We start from the raw sequence: 21948 nt of genomic DNA, 5'->3' as shown, positions 1-21948 counted from the left end.
GCGCCCGAAGGATCCGCAGGATGACCACGCTTCTCGAGATGCGCGCGATCACCAAGACGTTTCCGGGCGTCAAGGCACTCGACCGCGTCAGCTTCGCCGTCGAGGAGGGGGAGATCCACGCCCTCGTCGGCGAGAACGGGGCCGGCAAGTCGACCTTGATGAAGGTGCTCTCCGGCGTCCACGCGCATGGGACATATGAAGGCGAGATCGTCTATGCCGGGGAGGCCGCCCGCTTCGCCGGCATCCGCGACAGCGAGGCGAAGGGCATCATCATCATCCATCAGGAGCTGGCGCTGGTCCCGCTCCTGTCGATCGCCGAGAACCTGTTTCTCGGAAACGAGCGGGCGCGGCGCGGCGTCATCGACTGGCAGGGGACGTATCTGCGCACGGAGGAGCTTCTGCGCAAGGTCGGCCTGCGCGAGGCGCCGCAAACCAGGGTCGGTGCGCTCGGCGTCGGCAAGCAGCAGCTCGTGGAGATCGCCAAGGCGCTGGCGAAGGAGGTGCGCCTGCTGATCCTCGACGAGCCGACCGCCGCGCTCTCGGAGGCCGACAGCCAGGTCCTGCTCGACCTGATCCTCGAACTGAAGACGCAGGGCGTCACCTCCATCATGATCAGCCACAAACTGAACGAGGTGCGCCGCGTCGCCGACACGATCACCATCCTGCGCGACGGCGCGACCGTGGCCACCCGCGACGCCGCCCATGCCGAGGTGAGCGAGGACCAGATCGTGCGCGACATGGTCGGCCGCGACATGGCCGACCGCTATCCGCGGCGCGAACGCCGTGCGGGCGAGGTGCTTCTGGAGGTGTCGGACTGGACCGTCGCCCATCCGGAGGATGCGGGTCGCCTCGTCGTGCGCGACATCGGCTTCTCGATCCGCCGGGGCGAGGTGGTGGGCATCGCCGGGCTGATGGGGGCCGGACGCACCGAGCTCGCCATGAGCCTCTTCGGAGAAAGCCACGGCCGCAAGATCTCCGGCGAGGCGCGGATCGGCGGCGTCCCCGCCGACCTGTCCACCGTGCGGCGCGCCATCGACGCGGGGCTGGCCTACGTGACCGAGGACCGCAAGGAATACGGCCTGATCCTCGACGACACCGTCGCGCGCAACGTCACGCTCGCCAACCTGCACGGTGTCGCGCGCCGCGGCGTGGTGAGCGAGCAGGAGGAGACGGCCGTGGCCGAGCGCTATCGCAGCGCCATGAACATCCGCACGCCGCACGTCTTCCAGAAGGTGCTGAACCTGTCGGGCGGGAACCAGCAGAAGGTCGTCCTGTCCAAATGGCTTTTCGCCGGGCCGGACGTCCTGATCCTCGACGAGCCGACGCGCGGCATCGACGTGGGCGCCAAGTTCGAGATCTACACCATCATCAACGAGCTTTCCGCGGAGGGCAAAGGCGTGCTGATGATCAGTTCCGAGATGCCCGAGCTTCTGGGCATGTGCGACCGGATCCTCGTGATGAACGAGGGGCGGTTCGTGGGCGAGCTTTCCGCCGGCGAGGCCAGTCAGGAGCGGATCATGTCGCTCATCGTGACGCATTAGGGGGATGTCCATGTCCGACACCACGACCCGGCCCGACGACACGACCACCCAGGTCGACGAACCGCGCCATGGCCGCGGCTGGACCTCCTATATCGGGCATCACCTGTGCGATTACGGCCTGCTCTTCGCGCTGATCGCGATCATCTTGTTCTTCCAGATCATGACCGACGGCACGCTCCTGCGGGCGGGGAACATCACCAACCTCGTGCTGCAGAACAGCTACATCATCATCATGGCGCTCGGCATGCTGATCGTCATCGTGGGGGGCAACATCGACCTGTCGGTGGGCTCGGTCATGGGTTTCGTCGGCGCGCTCGCCGCGGTGATGATCGTCGAGATGCAGATCCCCGTCATCGTCACCATGCTCGTCTGCCTCCTCGCCGGCACGCTGATCGGCGCGGCGCAGGGCTACTGGGTGGCGTACTGGTCGATCCCGTCCTTCATCGTGACGTTGGCGGGGATGCTGGTCTTCCGGGGCGCGTCGCTGTGGCTCCTGGAGGGGCAGTCGGTCGGCCCTTTCCCGGGCGAGTTCCAGCTTCTGTCCACCGGTTTCGTGCCCGACCTCTTCGGCGTCGGGCGCCCGAACGTGACCGCGCTGGTCGTGGGCGCCGTGGGCGTGGGCGCGATCTTCTATCTCGGCCTGCACACGCGGCAGCGGAACCGTGAATATGGCATCGAGGACGAGCCGACGGCGCTGTTCTGGGTGCGGAACCTCCTCGTCGCCGGGGCGGTGATGTTCCTGATCTGGAAGCTCGCCGCGTTCCGGGGCCTGCCGAACGTGCTCCTCACGATGGGCGTCCTGACCGTCGCCTACGCGTTCCTGACGGAGCGGACGACGCTCGGCCGCCGCGTCTACGCCCTGGGCGGCAATTCCAAGGCCGCAAAGCTCTCGGGCATCGCGACCGAGCGGCTGACCTTCCTGACCTTCGTCAACATGGGCTTCCTCGCCGCGCTCGCCGGTCTGATCTTCGCCGCGCGTCTCAACACCGCGACGCCCAAGGCGGGCTTCGCGCTGGAGCTCGACGTGATCGCGGCCGTCTTCATCGGCGGCGCCTCGATGTCGGGCGGCGTGGGCAGGATCGTCGGCGCGGTGGTCGGCGCCTTCATCATGGGCGTGATGAACAACGGCATGTCGATCATGGGCATCGGCATCGACTACCAGCAGGTCATCAAGGGACTCGTCCTGCTCGCCGCCGTGATCTTTGACGTCTACAACAGGCAGAAGCAGAGTTGACCATGCCCCACACCCTCGCGCTCGTCGGGATCGGCGAGATCGCCCGGAACCAGCACGTCCCGGCCCTGCAGGGCACCGGCGCCTTCACCCTCGCGGCGACGGCCAGCCGGAACGCGGGGGTGGAGGGGATCGACGGCTACCGCAACCTCGCCAGCCTGCTCGACGCTCGGGCGGACGTCACCTGCGTCTCGCTCTGCACGCCGCCGCAATTCCGCTACGAGGACGCGCGGCTGGCGCTCGAACAGGGTCGGCACGTCATGCTGGAAAAGCCGCCCGGCGCGACGCTGAGCGAGGTGGAGGCACTGATCGACCTCGCCCGTGCGCGGGGCGTGACCCTCTACGCGAGCTGGCATTCCCGCGCCGCCGCCGCCGTGCCCGCCGCGCGCGACTGGCTGGCCGATCGGCGGGTGCGCAACGTTTCGATGACCTGGAAGGAGGACGTGCGGCACTGGCATCCGGGGCAGGACTGGATCTGGCAGGCCGGCGGGCTCGGCGTGTTCGATCCGGGAATCAACGGGTTTTCCATCCTGACGGCGATCCTGCCGCATCCGCTGCGCCTCACCGCGGCCGAGCTGCGCTTTCCCGAGAACCGCGACACCCCCGTCGCCGCCGACCTCGCCTTCGCGGGACCGGACGGGCTCCGGGCGCAGGCGGCGCTCGACTGGCTCGAGACGGGGGAGCCGAAATGGGACATCGTGGTCGCGACCGAGAGCGGCACGCTCACGCTGTCCAAGGGCGGGGCGGAGATGGCGGTGGACGGCGTGCCGGTGCCGGTGGGGGAGAACCGGGAATACCCGAACCTCTATGCGCGCTTCGCCGAGCTGATCGACCGGGGCGAGCGCGACGCCGACCTCGCCCCCCTGCGCCTCGTCGCGGACGCGTTCATGCTCGGCCGCCGCGTCGCCGCGCCCGCCTTCCGATGGTGATCAAAGGCCGGCGGTGAACTGGTCGGCCAGATGGTCCACGACGGCCCGCATCGCCTCCGCCTGCGAGGCACCCTCCGCCACCGCCCGATCCCGCACAGCGCGCTGCCGGTCGGCGCTGCTCCCCTCGGCGGCGAGCGTGCGGATGCGCGCGACCTCGTCGAATGCGCCCAGCACCCCGGCATCCTCGCCGATCAGGTCGAGGATGTCCTCCACCAGCTCCGTCAGCGGCGCGATGCGCCCGGCGCCGAAATCGATCAGCCCGCCCGTCGCCCCGTAGCGCAGCGCCCGCCAGCGATTCTCCGACAGCAGGAACCGGTCGTAGCGCCGCCAGCTCTGATTCCGCTGCCTGAGCCGCCAGAGCGCCCGTACCAGCGCCTGCACCGTCGCGGCCAGCGTCAGCGTGTCCTCCATCCGCGGACAGACGTCGCAGATCCGCGCCTCCAGCGTCGGAAAGTTCTCGGAAGGGCGCAGGTCCCACCAGATCTTCGAGCCGTCCTCGATCACCTCCAGATCCGCCAGAAGGTCCACCGACCGCCGCCAGTCCGCCCAGCCGTCGAGATGCGGCGGCAGGCCGGTGCGCGGCATGTTGTCGAACACCGTCATCCGGTAGGAGGCGAGCCCGGTATCCTCCCCCTTCCAGAACGGCGAGGAGGCCGACAGCGCCAGCAGGTGCGGCAGGAAATAGGTGAGCTGGTTGCAGAGGTCGATCCTGAGCGCCTCGTCGGCCACGCCCACATGCACATGCATTCCGCAGATCAGCATCCGCCGCGCCACCGCGCGCAGATCCCGCGCGAGTTCCCGGTAGCGGGCCTTTTCCGTCAGGCTCTGGTCCTGCCAGTCGGAGAAGGGATGGCAGGAGGCCGCGATGGGGCGAAGGCCGTAATCCCCCGCCAGCTCAGCCACGGTACGGCGCAGATGCGCGAGGTCGGCCCGCGCCATGCCGATATCGTCGCAGATGCCGGTCCCGACCTCGATCTGGCATTGCAGGAATTCGGGGCTGACCTGGTCGCCCAGCGCCTCCCGGCACACCGCCATCAGCGAGTCCGGCGCCCGGGCCAGATCGCCGGTCTCGACATCGGTGAGGAGATATTCCTCCTCGATGCCGATCGTGAAGGCCGGTGTCTCGTCCATGCCGCTCTCCCCGTCGCGCGTGTCCGCAGGCTAGCGGGATCGCGCGGCGGAGGAAACGAAGATCCTCAGGAGGCGACGGCGGCCATGAAGCGGTCGCGGATGACGACCGGATCCTTGGTGATGACCGGCACCTTCACGTTGCCGCTCTCGCACTTGCAGACGATGATCGTCATCCGCTTGGCGTCGATGGCCTTCTGCAGCACCTCGCCCGTCTCCTCCGCGCGGCACTCGACGACGTTCTCGCAGCCGCAGGCTTCCGCCACCTTCGTCAGCGACGTCTTCTTGCCGGCATAGGTCGGCTGGTCCCCGGTGGAGCCGTAGGAGCCGTTGTCGACGATGAGCAGGATGTAGTTGTCGGCCACGTTGTTGGCGATCGTGGGCAGCGTGCCGAGATTGGTCAGCACCGAGCCGTCGCCGTCGATCACCACCACGGTCTTCGGCTGCGACAGCGCAAGCCCGAGCCCGATCGACGAGGCGAGCCCCATCGTGCCCAGCATGTAGAAGTTCGTCGGCTGGTCGTCGATCATGTGCAGTTCCTGGCTCGGCAGGCCGATATTGCACACGACGAGTTGGTCGCGGAGAATGGGCGCGACCTCGCGCAGGATTTCCGAGCGGATCATCAGTAGCCTCCCCAGAACGTGGCGTCGGTCAGGATGGCGACCGGCTTCGAGCTCATGAACGTGTATTTCAGGATCGCGTCCAGCTCGCGCACGTCGTCCTGCTTGTGAAAGTGGTAGGTCGGGATGCCGAGCTGCTGCAGAAGCGGCTTGGTGTGGATCGCCATTTCCGCCTGACAGGCGACCGGCTCCTTCAGCTCGCCCCGGAAGGAGATCAGCATCGGCAGCGGCATGCGGTAGAACTGCGTCAGGGTGACGAGCGTGTTGATCGTCACGCCGATGGCGGTGTTCTGCATGATGATGGCCGGGCGCTTGCCCCCCATGAAGGCCCCCGCGCACAGGCCCATCCCCTCGTCCTCCTTGTTGGACGGGATGTGGTAGATCTCCGGCCGGGCCTCGACCTCCTCGATCACGCCGCCGAGCTGCTTGCACGGCACGGTGGTGACGAACGCGATGTCGTTGGCGACGAAGTCGTCCACGATCTGCTTGCTGATGCTCAAGGTTCCCCTCTCCCTCCTGGCACTGTCGCGGCAAATTACCACGGCTCGAGAATGATCTTCGGTGCGGCGACGCGTCCCGCGCGGATGTCGGCGAAGGCCTGCTGCCCTTCGGCGAGCGGACGGCGCTCGATCCAGTCGAGCGCGCCCAGCCGGCCGTCGAAGATCGCCGATGCCGTATCCCGGAAATCCTGCGCCGTATAGGTGTAGGTGCCGATGAATGTGATCTCCTGCAGCGTCATGCGGCGGATGTCGAGGCCGCCCGTGGCCTCGCCCAGTCCGATATGCAGGATCGCCCCGCCCGGCCGGCAGATGGCCGAGGCCGCCTCGCGCGTCGCGGCGTAGCCCACCGCGTCCACGACCAGGTCGGCCTCCGTCACCGCGCCGGGCTCGACCGTGGCGAACCCGTCGATCGCCGCGAGCCGCGTGCGTCGCTGCGCGTTCGGCTCGCCCAGCGTGATGTCCGTCGCGCCCTGCGCGCGCAGGGCCAGCGCTGCCCCGGTGCCGATCGCGCCGCCGCCGATGACGTGGCACCGCGCCTCGGCGGGCGGCAACAGCAGCGCCGCCATTCCCAGCCGCACCGCGTGCCAGCCACAGGCCAAGGGCTCCGTCAGCGCGGCGCGGTCGAGGGACACGTCGTCCGGCACGGTGACGAGGTTCTCCTCCCGCATGGCGACGTATTGCGCGAAGGCGCCCCCGGTCGGCGGCAGGGAGATGATGCGCCGGTCGGGACAGATGTTGTCGCGCCCGGCCCGGCAGGCCCGGCAGATGCCGCAGGACACGAGCGGGTTGATCGTCACGCGGTCGCCGTCGCGCGATCCGCCCTCGATCGTCCCGGCCGCCTCGTGCCCGAGGATCAGCGGCGCGGGCCGGCGCTCGTCGCGGCCGAGAAAGGCATGCATGTCCGAACCGCAGATGCCCGAGGCGGCGACGCGGACAAGATGCTGCCCATGACCGGGCTCCGGATCGGGCACGTCGCGCCAGCGGAGCGTTTCCGCGCCCTCGCAGACCAGCGCCTTCATGCGGGGCGCCCCGCCGGCGGACGCCCCGTTCCGCCGGGATCAGTCATGCGCGGACAGGTCGAAGTTCTCGCCCGGGAAATACTTGGCCAGCCGCACGTCGGCGGCGCGGGCATGGCCCTCCATCCCCTCGAGCCGGGAGATCCGCGCCGTCGCCTCCGCCACGCCGCGGGCGCCGTCGCGGGTGGCCCGCTGCCAGGTGACGATCTTGAGGAACTTGTGGACCGACAGGCCGCCGGTATAGCCCGCTGCGCGGCTTGTCGGCAGGACGTGGTTCGGCCCCGCGGCCTTGTCCCCGTAGGACACCGTCGTCTCCTCCCCGAGAAAGAGCGAGCCGTAGCAGGTCAGACGGTCCAGCCACCAGTCGAGCTCCGCGGCCTGCACCGTCAGATGCTCGGGCGCGTATTCGTCGGCGCAGGCCGCCATCGCCTCCCGTTCGTGGCAGAGGATCACCTCGGCGTAGTCGCGCCACGCGGCGGCGGCGTTGTCGCGGTTCGTCCCCGGCAGGTCCGCGATCAGGTCCGGCACGCGGTCCATCACGTCCTCCGCCAGCGCGCGGTCGTCGGTCACGAGCCAGACGGGGGAGTTATAGCCGTGCTCGGCCTGGCTCACGAGGTCGGTGGCGACGACATGCGGATCGGCGGTCCCGTCGGCGAGGATCAGGCTGTCGGTCGGGCCGGCCACCATGTCGATGCCGACCCGGCCGAACAGGATGCGCTTCGCCTCCGCCACGAACTGGTTGCCCGGACCGACGAGGATGTTCGCCGGCGGAAGCCCGAACAGCCCGAAGGTCATCGACGCGACGGCCTGCACCCCGCCCATCGCGAGGATCGTGTCCGCTCCGCAGATCCGCGCGGCGTAGACGATCGCGGGGTGGATGCCGGCGCCTGGCCGCGGCGGCGAGGCCAGCGTGACATAGCCGCAGCCCGCGACCTTGGCCGTCGTCACCGTCATCACGGCGCTGGCGACATGGCTGTAGCGCCCGCCCGGCGCGTAGCAGCCCGCGGCGTTCACCGGGATCGCCTTCTGGCCGGCGACGAGGCCGGGCGCGATCTCGTAGTCCATGTCCCGGAGCGTCGCCCGCTGCGCCTCGGCGAAACGGCGGACGTTGTCGTGCGCGAAGCGGATATCGTCCCGCAGCTTTTGCGGCACCCGGTCCGCGGCGGCGTCGATCTCGTCGGGGGTCAGCACGATATTGCCGTCGTAGCGGTCGAACTTCGCGGCATATTCGAGCGCCGCCGCATCGCCGCCATTCTCGATCGCGTAGAGGATCGCCTCCACATTCTCACGCACGTCGACGGCGTCGCTCTGCGGCGTCTTCGCGGCCCGCTTCAGATATTCCCGCGCCAATCGATGCTCCCCGTGCGACGGCAAGGCCCCGGCGGTCGCATCCGACCGGTGACGGCATCGCCCTCCCCGTCCGCATCGCGCCCCCCAAGCCCCGGGCAACGTCGCGGACAGGGCGATCTAAGGGGCCGTTTCGCAGGATTGCAAGGCCGTATGGACAGGCAGGCCGGCGCCCGCTAGCCGTCGGCAATGCTCGCGATCTTCCTGAAAACCGTGCCCTTCTTCGCCCTGATCGGGCTGGGCTACGGCGCCGGGCGGACGCGGTTCTTCACGCCGGAGGCGACGGCCTGGCTGACGAAGTTCGTCTTCTTCTTCGCGCTCTCCGCCATGCTCTTCGACTTCGCGGCGAACCTGACGCTGGCCGAGATCTTCAGCCCCCGGATCATCGCGGCCTACCTTCTCGGAACAACGGCCGTGTATCTGCTTGCGACGGCGGCCGGCCTGTTCCGTAAGCTTTCGGTCGCGGAAGCGGCCGTGGAATCGCAATGCGCGGTGATCGGCAATGCCGGGTTCCTCGGCATTCCGATGTTCGTGATCCTGCTCGGACCGGCGTCGGCAGGACCGCTCCTGATGGTGCTGGCGACCGACCTCATCGTGTTCTCCTCGCTCATCGTCATCCTCATCACCGGCTCGCGGGAGGGGCGCGTTTCGCTGCGGACGCTCCGCAATGTCGGTCTGGGTCTCGTGAAGAACCCGATGATCGTGTCGATCATGGTGGGGATCGTGTGGTCGGCGACGGGCCGCGCGCTCTGGACCCCGGTGGAGGAGTTCGTCTCGATCCTCGGCGCGGCGGCCACGCCGGGCGCGCTCTTCGCGATCGGCGCCTCGCTCGCGGGCAAGTCGGCGGAGCGGATCTCGGTCGCGGCGTGGCTCACCTTCTGCAAGCTCGTGCTGCACCCGGCCGCCGTCGCGCTCGCCGCGCTCGTCCTCTTGCCGGTGGGCGATCCGTTCGCGGCGACGGTGATGATTTCGGCGGCGGCATTGCCGGTCGCGGGCAACGTCTACATGCTGGCGCAGCATTACGGCGTCGCGCCGCAACGGGTCAGCGCGGCGATCCTCGTCTCAACCGCCGTGTCGGTCGTCACCGTCTCGACCGTCATCGGCCTGCTCACCGGGGGAATCCCATGAAGACCATTTCCGAGAACCGCTGCTTCGGCGGACTGCAGGGCGTCTATTCGCATGCCTCCGACGCGACCGGAACGGACATGACCTTCGGGCTGTTCATGCCGCAACACGCGACCGGGGCGGTGTTGTGGTACCTGTCCGGCCTGACCTGCACCCACGAGAACGCGATGACCAAGGCGGGCCTGCAGGGCTGGGCCGCCGAGGCCGGTGTGGCGGTCGTCTTTCCCGATACCTCGCCGCGCGGCGAGGGCGTGCCCGACGAGGAGTCCTTCGACATGGGCCAGGGCGCGGGCTTCTACGTGGACGCGACCGAGGGCCCCTGGGCCGAGCACTTCCGGATGGAGCGCTACATCACCGCCGACCTGCCCGAGACGGTGTTCGCGGCCTTCGATCTCGACGCGGCGCGGCAGGCGATCACCGGGCACAGCATGGGCGGCCACGGCGCGTTGACGCTGGCGATGAAGCATCCCGGCCGCTTTCGTTCCGTCTCCGCCTTCTCGCCGATCTGCAATCCGAGCCGGAGCGACTGGGGCATCCCGCAGCTCACCGCCTATACCGGCGATCCGGCGGCGCATGACGCCACGCTGCTTGTCGGCGCGCTCGACATCCCCGTCCTGACCGACACCGGCACGTCGGACCAGTTCTTCGACAAGCTGGGCACCGCGGCCTTCGCCGGCGCGCTCGCGGATGCACGCAAGGAGGGGACGGTGCGGCTGCAGAAGGGCTACGACCACAGCTACTTCTTCGTCTCCACCTTCGCCGCGTCGCATGTGGCCTTCCACGCAGAGCATCTCGAATGAACGGCACCGCCGTGGAAGCCGTGATCTTCGACATCGGCAACGTGCTGATCGAATGGCAGCCGGAGCGGTTCTACGACCGCGAGTTCGGCGAGGACCGGCGCCGCGCGATGTTCGCGGCCGTCGACCTGCACGGCATGAACGACCGCATCGACGGGGGCGAGGTGTTCCGCGACGTGGTCTATGCCACGGCGGAGGCCTATCCAGACCATGCAGAAGCCATCCGGATGTGGCACGACCGTTGGCTGGAACTCGCCGCGCCGGTGATCGAGCTTTCGGTCCGCCTGCTCCGCGCGCTTCGAGGCAACGGCGTGAAGGTCCACGCGCTGACCAATTTCGGGGTGGAGAGTTTCGCGCTCGCGCAGGAGAACTTCGACTTCCTCCACGAGTTCGACGAGCTTTTCGTGTCGGGCCACATGAAGGTCACCAAGCCCGCGCCCGCGATCTTCGAACGGGTGGCGGAGCGGCTCGGCCTGCCCGGCGGGGCCATCCTCTTCACCGACGACCGGGCAGAGAACATTGCTGCGGCCGATGCAATGGGCTGGCGGACGCACCTGTTCGAGGGAGCCGAGGGCTGGGCGCGCCGGCTGGTGTCGGAAGGACTACTGAACGAGGAGCAGGCGACATGAGCATACCTTTCATCGGCACGGAGGCGGAGGCGAAGCTCGACTGGCTCGACCTGGCGCGGGCGATCGCCGCCGGGCACGAGCTTCCGCGCGCGGAGATCGACGACACCTTCCTCTACCGCGATCCGGACACGCTGCTGTCGCGAGCCGCGTGGATCGACGGGCTGGGCGCGCTGGTCAAGACGGCCACGATCTTCCCGGGCAACAAGGATCGCGGCCTGCCCGCGGTCGGCGGCGCGGTCTCGCTCTTCTCGGACACCGACGGCACGCTGGCCGCGATGCTCGATTTCGCGCTGGTGACGAAATGGAAGACGGCGGGCGACAGCCTGCTCGGCGCCATGCGCCTCGCCCGGCCGGAATCCGGACGCATCCTGATCGTCGGCGGCGGCACCGTCGCACGCGCGCTGCACGCGGCCTATTCCGCGGCCTTCCCCGACGCGACCTTCGCCACCTGGTCGCGGACGGAGGCGACGGCGCGGGCCTTCGCGGAGGCGGTCGGGATCGAGGCGGTGTCCGACCTCGAAGCGGCCGTGCGGAAGGCCGACATCGTCACCTGCGCCACGATGACGACCGAGCCGGTGCTCCGCGGCGAGTGGCTGCGCCCCGGCCAGCACGTGGACCTGATCGGCGCCTACCGCCCCGACATGCGCGAGGCCGACGACGAGGCCCTTCGCCGCGCCGACATCTTCGTCGACGCGCGGGCCACGACGATGGACCATATCGGCGAGCTGAAGATTCCGCTCGCCCAAGGCGTGATCGCCCCCGGCGACATCCGCGCCGATTACTACGACGGCGACGCGATGCGACGGGAGACGGAAGACCAGATCACGCTCTTCAAGAACGGCGGCGGCGCGCATCTCGACCTGATGGTGGCGCGTTACATCCTCGACGCCGTGGACGCGGGCGAGGCCGGCAAGCGATAGGAGCAGGGCAGTTTCGGGAGGGTCCGGCGGCACGTCGGGCAGCCCCCGACCGCGCCTAGGGGCGGCGATCGCCCGCAAGGCACCGATGTATCGGCCATCGTCGGACGCTCTAGAGAAGCCCCTCCGACCGGAAGGAGGTCTCGGCCCCCTTTCCGATGACGAGGTGATCGTGCAGCGCGATGCCGAGCAGGCCCGCAGCGTCACGGATCGCGCGGGTCATGGCGATGTCCGCCTCGCTCGGCCGCGGATCGCCCGAGGGATGGTTGTGTACGAGGATCAGCGCCGAGGCGTTGAGCGCCAGCGCCCGCTTCACCACCTCGCGGGGATAGACGGGCACGTGGTCCACCGTCCCCTCGGCCAGCTCTTCGTCGGCGATGAGCACGTTGCGGCGGTCGAGATAGAGCACCCGGAACCGCTCCCGGTCCTGATGCGATAGCGCCGTCCTGAGGTAGTCGAGCAGCGCGTCCCAGGACGACAGGACCGGCCGGTGGATGACGCGGGCCCGGGCCATGCGGTGCCCGACCGCTTCCATGATCTTGAGCTGCTCCACCACCGACGGCCCCGCGTCATGCACCTCCACCAGACGTTCGACGGGCGCCGCCATGACGCGGTTCAGGTCGCCGAAAACCCGCAGGAGCCGCTTGGCGAGCGGCTTGACGTCGCCGCGCGGGGTCGCCCGGAACAGGATCAGCTCCAGAAGCTCGTAGTCGGGCATCGCCGCCGCCCCGCCCTCCATGAAGCGCTGTCGCAGACGGGCGCGATGGGCGCGGCGATGGTCGGGTTCCACGACGTCCGGCGCGGCCGCGAACAGATCGGGCAGCGGCGCTTCGTCGAGTTCCGGTTTCGGGCGGGTCATGCCGGACAGATCGGCCGGCGGGACTTAAGGCGCGGTTAATCGCCCGCGGTCGGATGGAAGCGGCCCGCGGGCGAGAGCGTGAAGATCTCCGCCCCCGTCGCCGTCACCCCCACCGAATGCTCGAACTGCGCCGAAAGCTTCTTGTCCCGCGTGATCGCCGTCCAGTCGTCGGACAGGACCTTGGTCTGCGGTCCGCCGAGATTGATCATCGGCTCGATGGTGAAGAACATCCCCTCCTCGAGCACGGCCCCGGTCCCCGGACGGCCGTAATGCAGCACGTTGGGCGGCGCGTGGAACACCCGCCCAAGCCCGTGTCCGCAGAAGTCGCGCACGACCGACATGCCGTTGCCCTCGGCATAGGCCTGGATCGCGTGGCCGATATCGCCAAAGGTCTTGCCCGGCCGGATCGCGTCGATCCCCGTCATCAGCGCGTCGTGCGTCACGTCGAGCAGGCGCCGCGCGAAGGGCTTCGCCTCGCCCGCGACGTACATCCGGCTGGAATCGCCGAACCAGCCGTCGACGATGACGGTGATGTCGATGTTGAGGATGTCGCCGTCGCGAAGCTCGTCGCTGGACCGGCCGGGGATCTTGCTGCCCGGAATGCCGTGACAGACGACGTGGTTCACGCTGATGCAGGAGGCGTGGGCATAGCCCTTGTAGCCGATCGTGGCGGAGGCGGCGCCGGCCTCCGCGACCCAGTCGGTGATGAGCCGGTCGAGCCCGCCGGTCGTGGCGCCCGGCACGACATGCTCCGCGATCCGGTCCAAGAGCTCCGCCGCCAGACGCCCGGCCGCGTGCATGCCGGCGAAATCCGCCGTCTCGTAGATGCGGATCCCGTCCCGTGTCAGCCTGCTGCGTGCGTCGTCCACATCCGCCTCCGTTTGCTGGCCGACATATAAGGCCAACCGGCCTCCATATCCAATAGGCGGGGCCGCGCCCCCCCTGCCGGCGGACGCGCCTGCTATGGCGAAGCCCCTCCGGTCGACCTATACCCATGCCGAGGACGAGGAGCGCGCGATGACCCGGACCAGGCCCAATCCGACCGCCGCGATGCTGGTGATCGGCGACGAGATCCTGTCGGGCCGCACGCGCGACGCCAACATGCACCATCTTGCCGGGCGGCTGACCGAGTCGGGGATCGACCTGCGGGAGGTCCGCATCGTTTCCGACGACCACGCGGCCATCGCCGCGGCGGTGAACGCGCTGCGCGCCGCGTGGGATCACGTCTTCACCTCGGGCGGCATCGGGCCGACCCACGACGACATCACCGCCGACGCGATCGGCGCGGCCTTCGGCGCACCCGTCGACATCCGCGACGACGCGCGCGCGCTGCTCGCCGCGCATTACGAGCGGACCGGGCGGGAGCTGAACACCGCGCGCCTGCGCATGGCCCGCATCCCCCAGGGCGCGACGCTGATCGACAACCCGGTTTCCGTCGCGCCGGGCTTCACGCTCGGCAACGTTCACGTCATGGCCGGCGTTCCGAACGTGTTTCAGGCGATGGTCGCCTCCATCCTGCCGACGCTGACCGGGGGGGCGCCGCTCCTGTCGACGAACACGCGGATCGAGCGCGGCGAGGGCGACATCGCCGGGCCGCTGGGCGAGCTCGCGACGGAGTTCGCCGACCTGTCCGTCGGCTCCTACCCGTTCCAGCAGAACGGCGTACACGGGGCGAATGTCGTGATCCGCGGCGCGGACCGCGACCGGCTCGACGCGGCGACGGCGCGGCTGGCGGCGCTCTTCGGATGAGCGGGACGCTCCTCGCCCTGCCCGACAGCGCGCGCATCATGGCGGCGATCCGCGCGACCTGGCCGCCCTCGCGCCTCGACCGTCTCGGCCCGTTCGACCTTCCCGCCGAGCGGGCGGGAACGCGGCGCGCCACCTCCGCGCGGCTCGTCCCCGGGGCCGTGGCCGACGCGGAGGCGGTCGCCGGGGTCGAGGCCGTGCGGCCCGGCACGATCTTCGGCACACGCGATGGGGCGGAGGACGCCCTGGCCGACCTCCTCGCGGCGCGGGGCTACACGGCGAGCGGCCTGTCCGATCTGATGGCAGGCCCGGTGGAGGCCATACCGGACGAGGTAACACCCGCGAGCGGCTTTCCGCACTGGCCGCCGCTCGCGATCTGCGACGCGCTCTGGGACGCGCATGGCAATCCGGCTGAGCGTCGCGCCCCCGCGCACCGCGCCCCCGCGCCCAGGACCGCGATCCTGCTCCGTCTCGACGGCCGGGCCGCCGGTGCGCTCTTCGTCGGCATCCACGGGGACATCGCCGTCTGCCACTTGGTCCTCACGCTGCCGGAGATGCGTCGGCGCGGTGTCGGCCGCCTCGGCATACGGCACGCTGCCCGCTGGGCGCGGGAGAACGGCGCCCGGTTCGTCGCCCTGCCGGTGGAGGCGAACAACGCGGCGGCGGTCGCGCTCTACACCCGTGCGGGGCTCGTCCGCCGGGGCGGCTCCCGCTACTGGAGCCCCCGGTGACCGGGCTCTCCGCCGCAGCCCCGCGCGGCCGCGGACCGGCCGGCGCCACGTCCCCCGTGGTCCCGGCCACGCCCGCTTGCACCGGCCGGGCGCGTTGATCCGGGCGGTCGCGGCCCTGTTGATGTCGTCCAGTGCCGGGCTGGCGCAACTCGCCATGCCCTATCCCGGCGAGATCACCTTCGAGCAGACAACCCCGCTCGGCAGCCGGCGCGTGGCGACCGGCCCCTTCGACAATGCGCTGCCCTTCGCGCGAACGGAAGGGAATGTGACGCAACGGGTCTGGCGGCTCGACGCGCCCGAGGCGACCGGCCTGCAGCTGCTGGCGCCGCTGCGCGAGCAACTGGTGGCGGAGGGGTGGGACGTCGTCTTTTCCTGCCGGGCGGAGACTTGCGGCGGGTTCGAGTTCCGCTTCGAGCTCGACATCGCCCCGGCCCCGGCGATGTTCGTGGATCTCGCCGCTTACCGCTATCTCGCCGCGCGGAAGGACGATGCCTGGACGACGATCGTGGCAAGCCCGTCCGGCGCCGAAGGCTACATCCAGGTCACCACCGTGACCCCGGCGGATGCCCCACCGCCGCCGCCGCCGCCCGAGAAACCGCCCGCCGCCGACCCGGTCCCGCAGGTCGCGGACATTGCCGCCGCGCTCGACGCGACGGGGCGCGCGGTGCTGGACGACCTCGTTTTCGCGACCGGCTCCACAGCGCTCGAAGACGGGGACTACGCCTCGCTTGCCGAACTCGCCGCGTATCTGGAGGCCCGTCCGGAGACGAATGTGGCGCTCGTCGGACATACCGACGCGCAGGGCCCGGCGGCCGCCAACATGGCCCTGTCGCGCCGCCGCGCGGAAAGCGCGCGGGATCTGTTGACGGGGCGCTACGGCGTGGCCGGCGAACGCGTGGAGACCTACGGCGCGGGCTACTTCACCCCGGTCGCCCCGAACGACACCGAGGCGGGGCGCCGCGCGAACCGGCGGGTGGAGGCGGTGATCACCTCCGTTCCGTGACGCTCACCAGCGGCCGGGCCCCTTGTCGCGGAAGCTCTCCACGAGGAAGTCGATGAAGGCGCGCACCTTGGGCTGCGTGTAGCGGCCCGGCGGATAGACCGCGTAGATGCCCAGCGTCTCGGGCGCGAGGGTCTCGATCGCGGGGACCAGACGGCCCTCCCGCAACGCATCGGCGTAGAGGAAGTCCGGCAGGAACGCGATCCCCAGCCCTCCCAGCGCGGCGTTCAGCAGCGACTGCCCGTCATTCACCGTCAGCCACCCGGCCGAGCGGACATGCCGCGTCTCGCCCGAGGGCGCGGTCAGCTTCCACACGGAGCCGTTGGCCTGGTTCGAATAATGCAGCAGCTTGTGCTCGTTCAGGTCGTCGATCCGGGTGGGTCGCCCGTATTTCTCCAGATAGGCCGGCGAGACGATCATCTGCTTCTCGGTCTCGGCGAGCTTCCGGACCCGCAGGGTCGAATCCTCCAGCTCACCGATCCGCACGGCCAGATCGAACCCTTCGGAGATCAGCTCCACGTGCCGGTTGTTGAGCACTATGTTGACGGTGATGTCGGGATATTCGTTCAGGAACGTGCCCAGGATCGGCGAGATGTGGTTGACGCCGAAATCGGTCGCGACCGACACGCGGAGGGTCCCCGAGGGGGCCGATTGCATGGAAGTCACCAGGGCATCCGCCTCCCCCGCATCGTTGAGGACGCGCCGGGCGCGGTCGTAATAGGCCAGCCCGATCTCCGTGGGCGAGACGCGGCGCGTCGTGCGGTTGAGAAGACGCGCGCCGAGACGGGTCTCCAGCGAGGAGACGTGCTTGGACACCGCGGATTTGGAGATGCCGAGCTTTCGGGCGGCATCCGTGAACCCGCCCTGGTCCACCACCATGGCGAAGGCTTCCATTTCCGACAGGCGATCCATGGCGCGACCCTTCGATCCGTTCCGATTGGCCGGCAAGGTGTCGCCGAAATGCGGCGCAACCGTGCCCCGCGCCGGTCAATCCCGGGATCGTTTCGGGATCAAAGCGGGGCAGGAAACAACGGATTGTCTCTTTTAACCCTTTGATAAGATAAGGTGCGGACGGGGTCCAAACAAGCTTCGGACCCGGCGCTGCCCCATTCGCCGGGCTCAACCGCCCCGCGTCACGTGCCGCCGGAACGCCGCCTTCAGCACCGCCAGCTCCGCCCGGAGGGCACCCAGCTCGGCGCGCAGATCCTCGGGCGCCCCCAATCCGGTGACGATGGTGACGCTGTCGAGGATGTCGCCCCCGGCGATGCGGACGGCGATCGTATGGGTGCCGATCGTCAGCGGCGCGGTTCCGATCACCCCCGTGACCTCCCATCCCGCCTCCGCCGGCGCGACCACGACCGGTCCCAGCACGCGGTCATCCATCGCCAGTTCGAGCGAGGGTGGCGCGCCTGACCCGGTCAGGAGGCCGCGATAGGTTCCGTCCGTGACGGAAAGGCGGTGCAGGACCCACGCCATCGGTTCAGAGATCCGCGCGGGACCGGCGCGTGAGCACCAGGTCGTCGATCCGGAGGGCGTTCATCCCGGGATCATCGAGGATCAGGTCGAGCCAGGCCGCCTCCATCTTTGCCGGATTGATCTCCTGCAACCCGAGGTCGAAGGCCCCGCCCATCTCGCCCGCCGGACGATCACCCCCCGAAAGTGCACTGAGGAGCTGCTCCACGTTCGGACCGTGCCGCAGGTTCAGGCGCGCATAGATTGTCGCGGCGCGCTCCAGCGCGATGCGGGCCGACACCTCGACCAGATGGCCCGACCGCAGCGCGCGTCCCGCGTCCCCCGGCAGATCCATCGCGAGCGACAGGAAGGACCCCTCGAAGCCCAGCACGTCGAGCGAAAGCGCGTAGGGCGCGCCCGACCGGCCGTCGACGTTCCGCGCCTGCCGCAGCGTGATCTCGGACAACGGGCAATCGTGGAACAGGGTGACGCCCGCGGCCAGGGACGTTCCGTCCCGCGCGCCGGCGACCGCGCCCGGGCGTATCGGCGCAGACCAGGGTGCGGGCCGCCATTCCCACTCGGCCGTGACCGTCGCGGCATCGCGAACGGCGGCGTGGTCGTGCAGCCGCGCCTCCGCCGTCTGGACGAGCTCCCGCGCGGTCGCCGCCATTTCCCGCGCGGCGGGCAGGACGCGGGCCAGCGTCGCGGCCTGCGCCGTTTCGGCCTCCGTCGCCGCGCGTCGCCATCGCCGCCGGGCGCGGCGCGACCGCAAGGCGTCGCGCAGGCGGGGCATCATCCGCGCGGGCCTTAAAGGTCCATGTAGACGTGAGATTCCGCCTTGGCGCCCGGATGGGTACAGGCGCCGAGCCGGGCGGCACCGACAAGCTGCGCGTATTTCCACAGCGCGCCGGAGGCGTAGATCGTCTCGCGCGGACCGCTCCAGGCCTGCCGGCGCCGGTCCATCTCCTCGTCGGGGACGTCGACGGAGATCGTGCCCTTCAGCGCGTCGAGCGTGATCATGTCGCCGTTTTGGACCAGCGCAATCGGCCCGCCCTGCGCCGCCTCGGGTCCGACATGGCCCACGCAGAAGCCGCGCGTGGCCCCCGAGAAGCGCCCGTCGGTGATGAGCGCGAGCTTCTTGCCCATGCCCTGTCCCGAAAGCGCGGCGGTGGTCGCCAGCATCTCGCGCATGCCCGGGCCGCCGGCCGGCCCCTCGTTGCGGATGACGATGACCTCGCCCTCCTCGTAGTCGCGCGCCTTCACGGCGGCAAAGGCGTCCTCCTCGCATTCGAAGACGCGGGCGGGACCGGAGAAGACCTGCTCCTCGGCCTTCATGCCCGCAACCTTCACGATGGCCCCGTCGGGGGCAAGGTTGCCCTTCAGCCCGACCACGCCGCCGGTCTTCGAGATCGGCGCGTCGACCGGGTAGATCACCTTGCGGTCCGGCCCGCCCTCGGTGCGGTCGAGTTCCTCGCCCATGGAACGGCCCGAGGCGGTCATGCAATCCTCGTGGATAAGGCCCGCGCGACGCAGCTCCTTCATTACGACGGGCACGCCCCCGGCCTCGTAGAGATCCTTGGCCACGTATTGCCCGCCGGGCTTCAGATCGACGAAATAGGGCGTCTCGCGGAAGATGTCGCAGACGTCGCCCAGGTCGAAGTCGATCCCAGCCTCATGCGCGATCGCGGGCAGGTGCAGGCCCGCATTGGTGGACCCGCCGGTGCAGGCCACGACGCGCGCCGCGTTCTCGAGCGAGTGCCGGGTCACGACGTCGCGCGCGCGGATGTTCCGCTCGATCAGGTTCATCACCGCGCGGCCCGACGCCTCGCCGTATTGCGTCCGGCTCTCGTAGGGGGCGGGCATGCCCGAGGAATTGAACAGCGCGAGCCCGATCGCCTCGGAGACGCAGGCCATCGTGTTCGCAGTGAATTGTCCGCCGCAGGCCCCGGCCGAGGGGCAGGCCACGCGTTCCAGCACGGCGAGCTGCGCGTCCGAGACGTCGCCCGCCTGATAGCGGCCCACGGCCTCGAACATGTCCTGCACGGTCAGATCGCGGGACGCGAAATCCGCCGGCACGTCGGCGCCCTCCGGCACCTTGCCGGGCAGGATCGAGCCGCCATACATGAAGACCGACGGCGTGTTGAGCCGCACCATCGCCATCATCATGCCCGGCAGCGACTTGTCGCACCCGGCAAGGCCCACGATCGCGTCGTAGCAATGCCCGCGCATCGTCAGCTCCACCGTGTCGGCGATCGCCTCGCGGGAGGCGAGCGAGGAGCGCATCCCTTCGTGGCCCATGGCGATCCCGTCGGTGACGGTGATCGTGGTGAACTCGCGCGGGGTGCCATGCGCGGCCTTCACGCCCGTCTTCACCGACTGCGCCTGCCAGTTCAGCGCGATGTTGCAGGGCGCCGCCTCGTTCCAGCAGGTCGCGACGCCGACGAAGGGCTGCGCGATCTCCGCCTCGGTCAGGTCCATCGCGTAGAAGTAGCTGCGATGCGGCGCGCGGGCCGGCCCTTCGGTCACGTGGCGGCTGGGCAGCTTGCTCTTGTCCGGACGGTTCGTCGGCATCCCGGTCGTCTCCTGCGTCTGTCGGCCCTTCGGATAGGCCAGCGGACGCAGCGTGACAAGCGCGGCGGGATCGCCCGGCACCCGCCGGGCGATCCGGTCCCGGCCCCGGGGTCAGGCGGCGCGCGTCCGGCGGCGCAGGGCCGCGAAGCCGCCGAAGCCGGCCAGCAGCAGCGGCAGCGTCGCCGGAAGCGGCACAGGCGAGATCTCGTCGGCGACGGTCACGTCCAGCCGCGCGGAGTCGAGGGCGAACGTGTTCGGGAGGAAGCCTTCGTCCGTGAACCAGAACTCGAACGCGCCGTTCGCGACGGAGCTGGCGAAGGCGTCGTCTTGATTGTTCGCGTCGGACTGCGCGTCGATCCGGAACGTCATCGGCGACTGCGCGTCGTCGAGCATAGCGATGAAGTCGTCGCTCACCGCGCCGGCGGACCGGTCGCTTCCCTGCACGCGGACGAACCACGCCTCGGTAGCGAAGTTGAAGATTTTTTCCGGCCCTGCCTTGGCGAAGGTCAGGGTCAGGTCGAAGCTCTCGATCGTCCGATCGGCCAGCGACGTCAGGTCGAAGACGTCGGAGAAGCGCGAGTCGCTCTGGTCGCTGATCATGACCGCGTCGGTCCTGAGCGCGTCGTTGCCGCCCGGATCCACCTTGCCGGCGCCCGTGCCGTAGTCGCGCTCCAGGCTGACGGTCGCGGCCTGCGCGGCGGCCATCGTCAGGACGAGGGCGACGGCCCCCCCGGAAACGGTTTCAAGAATGTTCGTCATGATCAAATCCTTTAAAAGAACACTCGAACTGTAGCCTTTCCCCGGTGGGTCTGGACAAGCCGGAGCGATCCGACGAGGGCGTGTTTCTTCGCCCCGTCATCGCGATCCGGGAGACAATGTTCCGAAAGGTCAGGTTAATGTGGACCCATGACTTCGCGCGCTTCGTGGCGCCGGCCCGCGCGCACCCGGCGCTGTGGCGGCTGGCGGTCGGGCTGGTGCTGATTCTGGCGGTCTACGCCCTGACGGTTGCGGCTCTGATCGCGGGCCTCGCGGTCGCGGCCGGACCGGACGGCGGCTCGCCCGCCCGGTTCTTCTTTGGGGATACGCCCGAGTCCGTCCTCGTCCTGCTTGGCAGCTTCGCAGGCATGTTCACAGGCCCGCTCCTCGTCGTCCGCTGGTTTCATCGTGCTGCGCCGGCCACGCTGTTCGGTGCCCGCCCCGCCGCCACCTTCGCCCTCGCCGCGACGATCACCGCGCTCGTCTTCCTCGCGACGCTGCTGCTGCCTGCCCCGTTCGACGCGGTGCGGCAAACGCCCGCCGGCACCTTCCTTCTCTACCTCGCCCCCGCGCTCGCGGGCATCCTGCTCCAGACGGGCGCGGAAGAGCTCGTGTTCCGCGGCTATCTCCAGCCGCAGCTCGCCGCGCGGTTCAGCAGCCCGCTCGTCTGGATGCTGGTGCCGGCCCTCGTCTTCGGGGGATTGCACTACGATCCCGCCACCGCGGGCGCCAACACGCCCTGGATCGTCGCGGCGGCGGTGCTGTTCGGCCTCGTCGCCGCCGACCTGACGCGCGTGACCGGCGGGATCGGGGCGGCCTGGGGGGTGCATTTCGTCAACAACGCCTCCGCGATCCTGATCCTCGCGCTGGAAGGGTCGCTGTCGGGACTCGCGCTCTGGCGGACCCCGTTCGGCGCGGACGACATGGCGACCCTGCCGCCGATGATCCTCCACGACATGCTGGTGACGGTGATCGTCTGGCTCTCCATCCGGCTGTGGCTGGCGCGGGACGGCGGGGCCGCGCGGGGCTGACGGTCGGCGCGAATTGCATTCG

23 protein-coding genes are annotated in these 21948 nt (G+C 69.7%); 11 read left to right on the top strand and 12 right to left on the bottom strand.

What is annotated here, in order from left to right:
- Positions 1 to 20: 20 nt before the first annotated feature.
- From mmsA to Q1B08_RS10440, 3 genes are read left to right on the top strand one after another with little or no spacing between them, the layout of a single operon-like run.
- Positions 21 to 1541, top strand: coding sequence for a multiple monosaccharide ABC transporter ATP-binding protein (gene mmsA, locus Q1B08_RS10450; protein WP_299817980.1), 1521 nt, complete (start codon positions 21 to 23; stop codon positions 1539 to 1541).
- A 10-nt stretch (positions 1542 to 1551) separates the two neighbouring features.
- A complete protein-coding gene (gene mmsB, locus Q1B08_RS10445; RefSeq protein WP_299817977.1) occupies positions 1552 to 2775 on the top strand; it encodes a multiple monosaccharide ABC transporter permease in 1224 nt (407 codons plus the stop codon).
- A gap of 2 nt (positions 2776 to 2777) precedes the next feature.
- A complete protein-coding gene (locus Q1B08_RS10440) occupies positions 2778 to 3701 on the top strand; it encodes a Gfo/Idh/MocA family oxidoreductase (protein WP_299817973.1) in 924 nt (307 codons plus the stop codon).
- Here the strand turns inward: Q1B08_RS10440 and Q1B08_RS10435 are convergent, their stop codons facing one another.
- The 5 genes from Q1B08_RS10435 to hisD form a co-directional block, all read right to left on the bottom strand.
- Entirely contained in the window at positions 3702 to 4832 is a 1131-nt protein-coding gene (locus Q1B08_RS10435; protein WP_299817970.1) for a carboxylate-amine ligase, read from the bottom strand.
- A 65-nt stretch (positions 4833 to 4897) separates the two neighbouring features.
- Positions 4898 to 5452 (bottom strand): sulfopyruvate decarboxylase subunit beta, encoded by a 555-nt coding sequence (gene comE / locus Q1B08_RS10430; protein WP_299817967.1) that lies wholly within the window; start codon positions 5450 to 5452, stop codon positions 4898 to 4900.
- Positions 5452 to 5949, bottom strand: coding sequence for a sulfopyruvate decarboxylase subunit alpha (locus tag Q1B08_RS10425; protein ID WP_299817964.1), 498 nt, complete (start codon positions 5947 to 5949; stop codon positions 5452 to 5454). The genes comE and Q1B08_RS10425 overlap by 1 nt, the downstream gene beginning before the upstream one ends.
- A 35-nt stretch (positions 5950 to 5984) precedes the next feature.
- Positions 5985 to 6968, bottom strand: a complete 984-nt coding sequence (locus tag Q1B08_RS10420) for an alcohol dehydrogenase catalytic domain-containing protein (RefSeq protein WP_299817961.1) — start codon at positions 6966 to 6968, stop codon at positions 5985 to 5987.
- A gap of 39 nt (positions 6969 to 7007) precedes the next feature.
- Complete coding sequence (gene hisD, locus Q1B08_RS10415; protein ID WP_299817958.1) at positions 7008 to 8315, bottom strand: histidinol dehydrogenase; 1308 nt, start codon at positions 8313 to 8315, stop codon at positions 7008 to 7010.
- Between the two features lie 186 nt (positions 8316 to 8501).
- On the opposite strand from hisD, the gene Q1B08_RS10410 reads away from it, so the two are divergent.
- Genes Q1B08_RS10410 through Q1B08_RS10395 form a run of 4 tightly spaced genes read left to right on the top strand, consistent with a single transcriptional unit; the run spans position 8502 to position 11783 of the window.
- On the top strand, positions 8502 to 9440 hold the full coding sequence (locus tag Q1B08_RS10410; RefSeq protein WP_299817955.1) for an AEC family transporter: 939 nt from the start codon (positions 8502 to 8504) through the stop codon (positions 9438 to 9440).
- Positions 9437 to 10237 carry an S-formylglutathione hydrolase gene (fghA, locus tag Q1B08_RS10405; RefSeq protein WP_299817952.1) on the top strand — a complete coding sequence of 267 codons (801 nt, stop codon included), beginning with the start codon at positions 9437 to 9439 and terminating at the stop codon, positions 10235 to 10237. Before Q1B08_RS10410 ends, fghA begins: the two co-directional genes overlap by 4 nt.
- Positions 10234 to 10863 (top strand): HAD family phosphatase, encoded by a 630-nt coding sequence (locus tag Q1B08_RS10400; protein WP_299817949.1) that lies wholly within the window; start codon positions 10234 to 10236, stop codon positions 10861 to 10863. Before fghA ends, Q1B08_RS10400 begins: the two co-directional genes overlap by 4 nt.
- Positions 10860 to 11783 (top strand): Gfo/Idh/MocA family oxidoreductase, encoded by a 924-nt coding sequence (locus Q1B08_RS10395; RefSeq protein WP_299817946.1) that lies wholly within the window; start codon positions 10860 to 10862, stop codon positions 11781 to 11783. Before Q1B08_RS10400 ends, Q1B08_RS10395 begins: the two co-directional genes overlap by 4 nt.
- A 109-nt stretch (positions 11784 to 11892) precedes the next feature.
- On the opposite strand, the gene radC is transcribed toward Q1B08_RS10395, so the two are convergent.
- Positions 11893 to 12639 (bottom strand): DNA repair protein RadC, encoded by a 747-nt coding sequence (gene radC, locus Q1B08_RS10390; protein WP_299817943.1) that lies wholly within the window; start codon positions 12637 to 12639, stop codon positions 11893 to 11895.
- A gap of 35 nt (positions 12640 to 12674) precedes the next feature.
- The gene (gene map, locus Q1B08_RS10385) at positions 12675 to 13508 is read right to left on the bottom strand and encodes a type I methionyl aminopeptidase (protein WP_299817940.1); all 834 of its coding nucleotides are present in this window, start codon (positions 13506 to 13508) and stop codon (positions 12675 to 12677) included.
- 148 nt (positions 13509 to 13656) lie between these two features.
- On the opposite strand from map, the gene Q1B08_RS10380 reads away from it, so the two are divergent.
- From Q1B08_RS10380 to Q1B08_RS10370, 3 genes are all read left to right on the top strand, one after another.
- On the top strand, positions 13657 to 14388 hold the full coding sequence (locus Q1B08_RS10380) for a molybdopterin-binding protein (RefSeq protein ID WP_299818324.1): 732 nt from the start codon (positions 13657 to 13659) through the stop codon (positions 14386 to 14388).
- Positions 14385 to 15116 (top strand): GNAT family N-acetyltransferase, encoded by a 732-nt coding sequence (locus tag Q1B08_RS10375; RefSeq protein ID WP_299817937.1) that lies wholly within the window; start codon positions 14385 to 14387, stop codon positions 15114 to 15116. The genes Q1B08_RS10380 and Q1B08_RS10375 overlap by 4 nt, the downstream gene beginning before the upstream one ends.
- Before the next feature lie 121 nt (positions 15117 to 15237).
- Positions 15238 to 16119 (top strand): OmpA family protein, encoded by an 882-nt coding sequence (locus Q1B08_RS10370; RefSeq protein WP_299817934.1) that lies wholly within the window; start codon positions 15238 to 15240, stop codon positions 16117 to 16119.
- A 3-nt stretch (positions 16120 to 16122) separates the two neighbouring features.
- Here the strand turns inward: Q1B08_RS10370 and Q1B08_RS10365 are convergent, their stop codons facing one another.
- From Q1B08_RS10365 to Q1B08_RS10345, 5 genes are all read right to left on the bottom strand, one after another.
- Positions 16123 to 17028 carry a LysR family transcriptional regulator gene (locus Q1B08_RS10365; protein WP_299817931.1) on the bottom strand — a complete coding sequence of 302 codons (906 nt, stop codon included), beginning with the start codon at positions 17026 to 17028 and terminating at the stop codon, positions 16123 to 16125.
- A gap of 207 nt (positions 17029 to 17235) precedes the next feature.
- Positions 17236 to 17592, bottom strand: a complete 357-nt coding sequence (locus Q1B08_RS10360; RefSeq protein ID WP_299817928.1) for a hypothetical protein — start codon at positions 17590 to 17592, stop codon at positions 17236 to 17238.
- A gap of 4 nt (positions 17593 to 17596) precedes the next feature.
- A complete protein-coding gene (locus tag Q1B08_RS10355; protein WP_299817925.1) occupies positions 17597 to 18364 on the bottom strand; it encodes a DUF6478 family protein in 768 nt (255 codons plus the stop codon).
- Between the two features lie 11 nt (positions 18365 to 18375).
- A complete protein-coding gene (ilvD, locus tag Q1B08_RS10350; protein WP_299818322.1) occupies positions 18376 to 20139 on the bottom strand; it encodes a dihydroxy-acid dehydratase in 1764 nt (587 codons plus the stop codon).
- A 111-nt stretch (positions 20140 to 20250) separates the two neighbouring features.
- Positions 20251 to 20898, bottom strand: coding sequence for a VPLPA-CTERM sorting domain-containing protein (locus Q1B08_RS10345; RefSeq protein ID WP_299817922.1), 648 nt, complete (start codon positions 20896 to 20898; stop codon positions 20251 to 20253).
- Positions 20899 to 21035: 137 nt separating this feature from the next.
- On the opposite strand from Q1B08_RS10345, the gene Q1B08_RS10340 reads away from it, so the two are divergent.
- Entirely contained in the window at positions 21036 to 21926 is an 891-nt protein-coding gene (locus Q1B08_RS10340) for a type II CAAX endopeptidase family protein (RefSeq protein ID WP_299817919.1), read from the top strand.
- The last annotated feature ends 22 nt before the right edge of the window (positions 21927 to 21948 follow it).

Origin of the sequence: uncultured Jannaschia sp. (assembly GCF_947494025.1) — a bacterium.
Lineage (GTDB): Bacteria > Pseudomonadota > Alphaproteobacteria > Rhodobacterales > Rhodobacteraceae > Jannaschia.
This window is presented reverse-complemented; position numbering and strand designations above follow the sequence as displayed.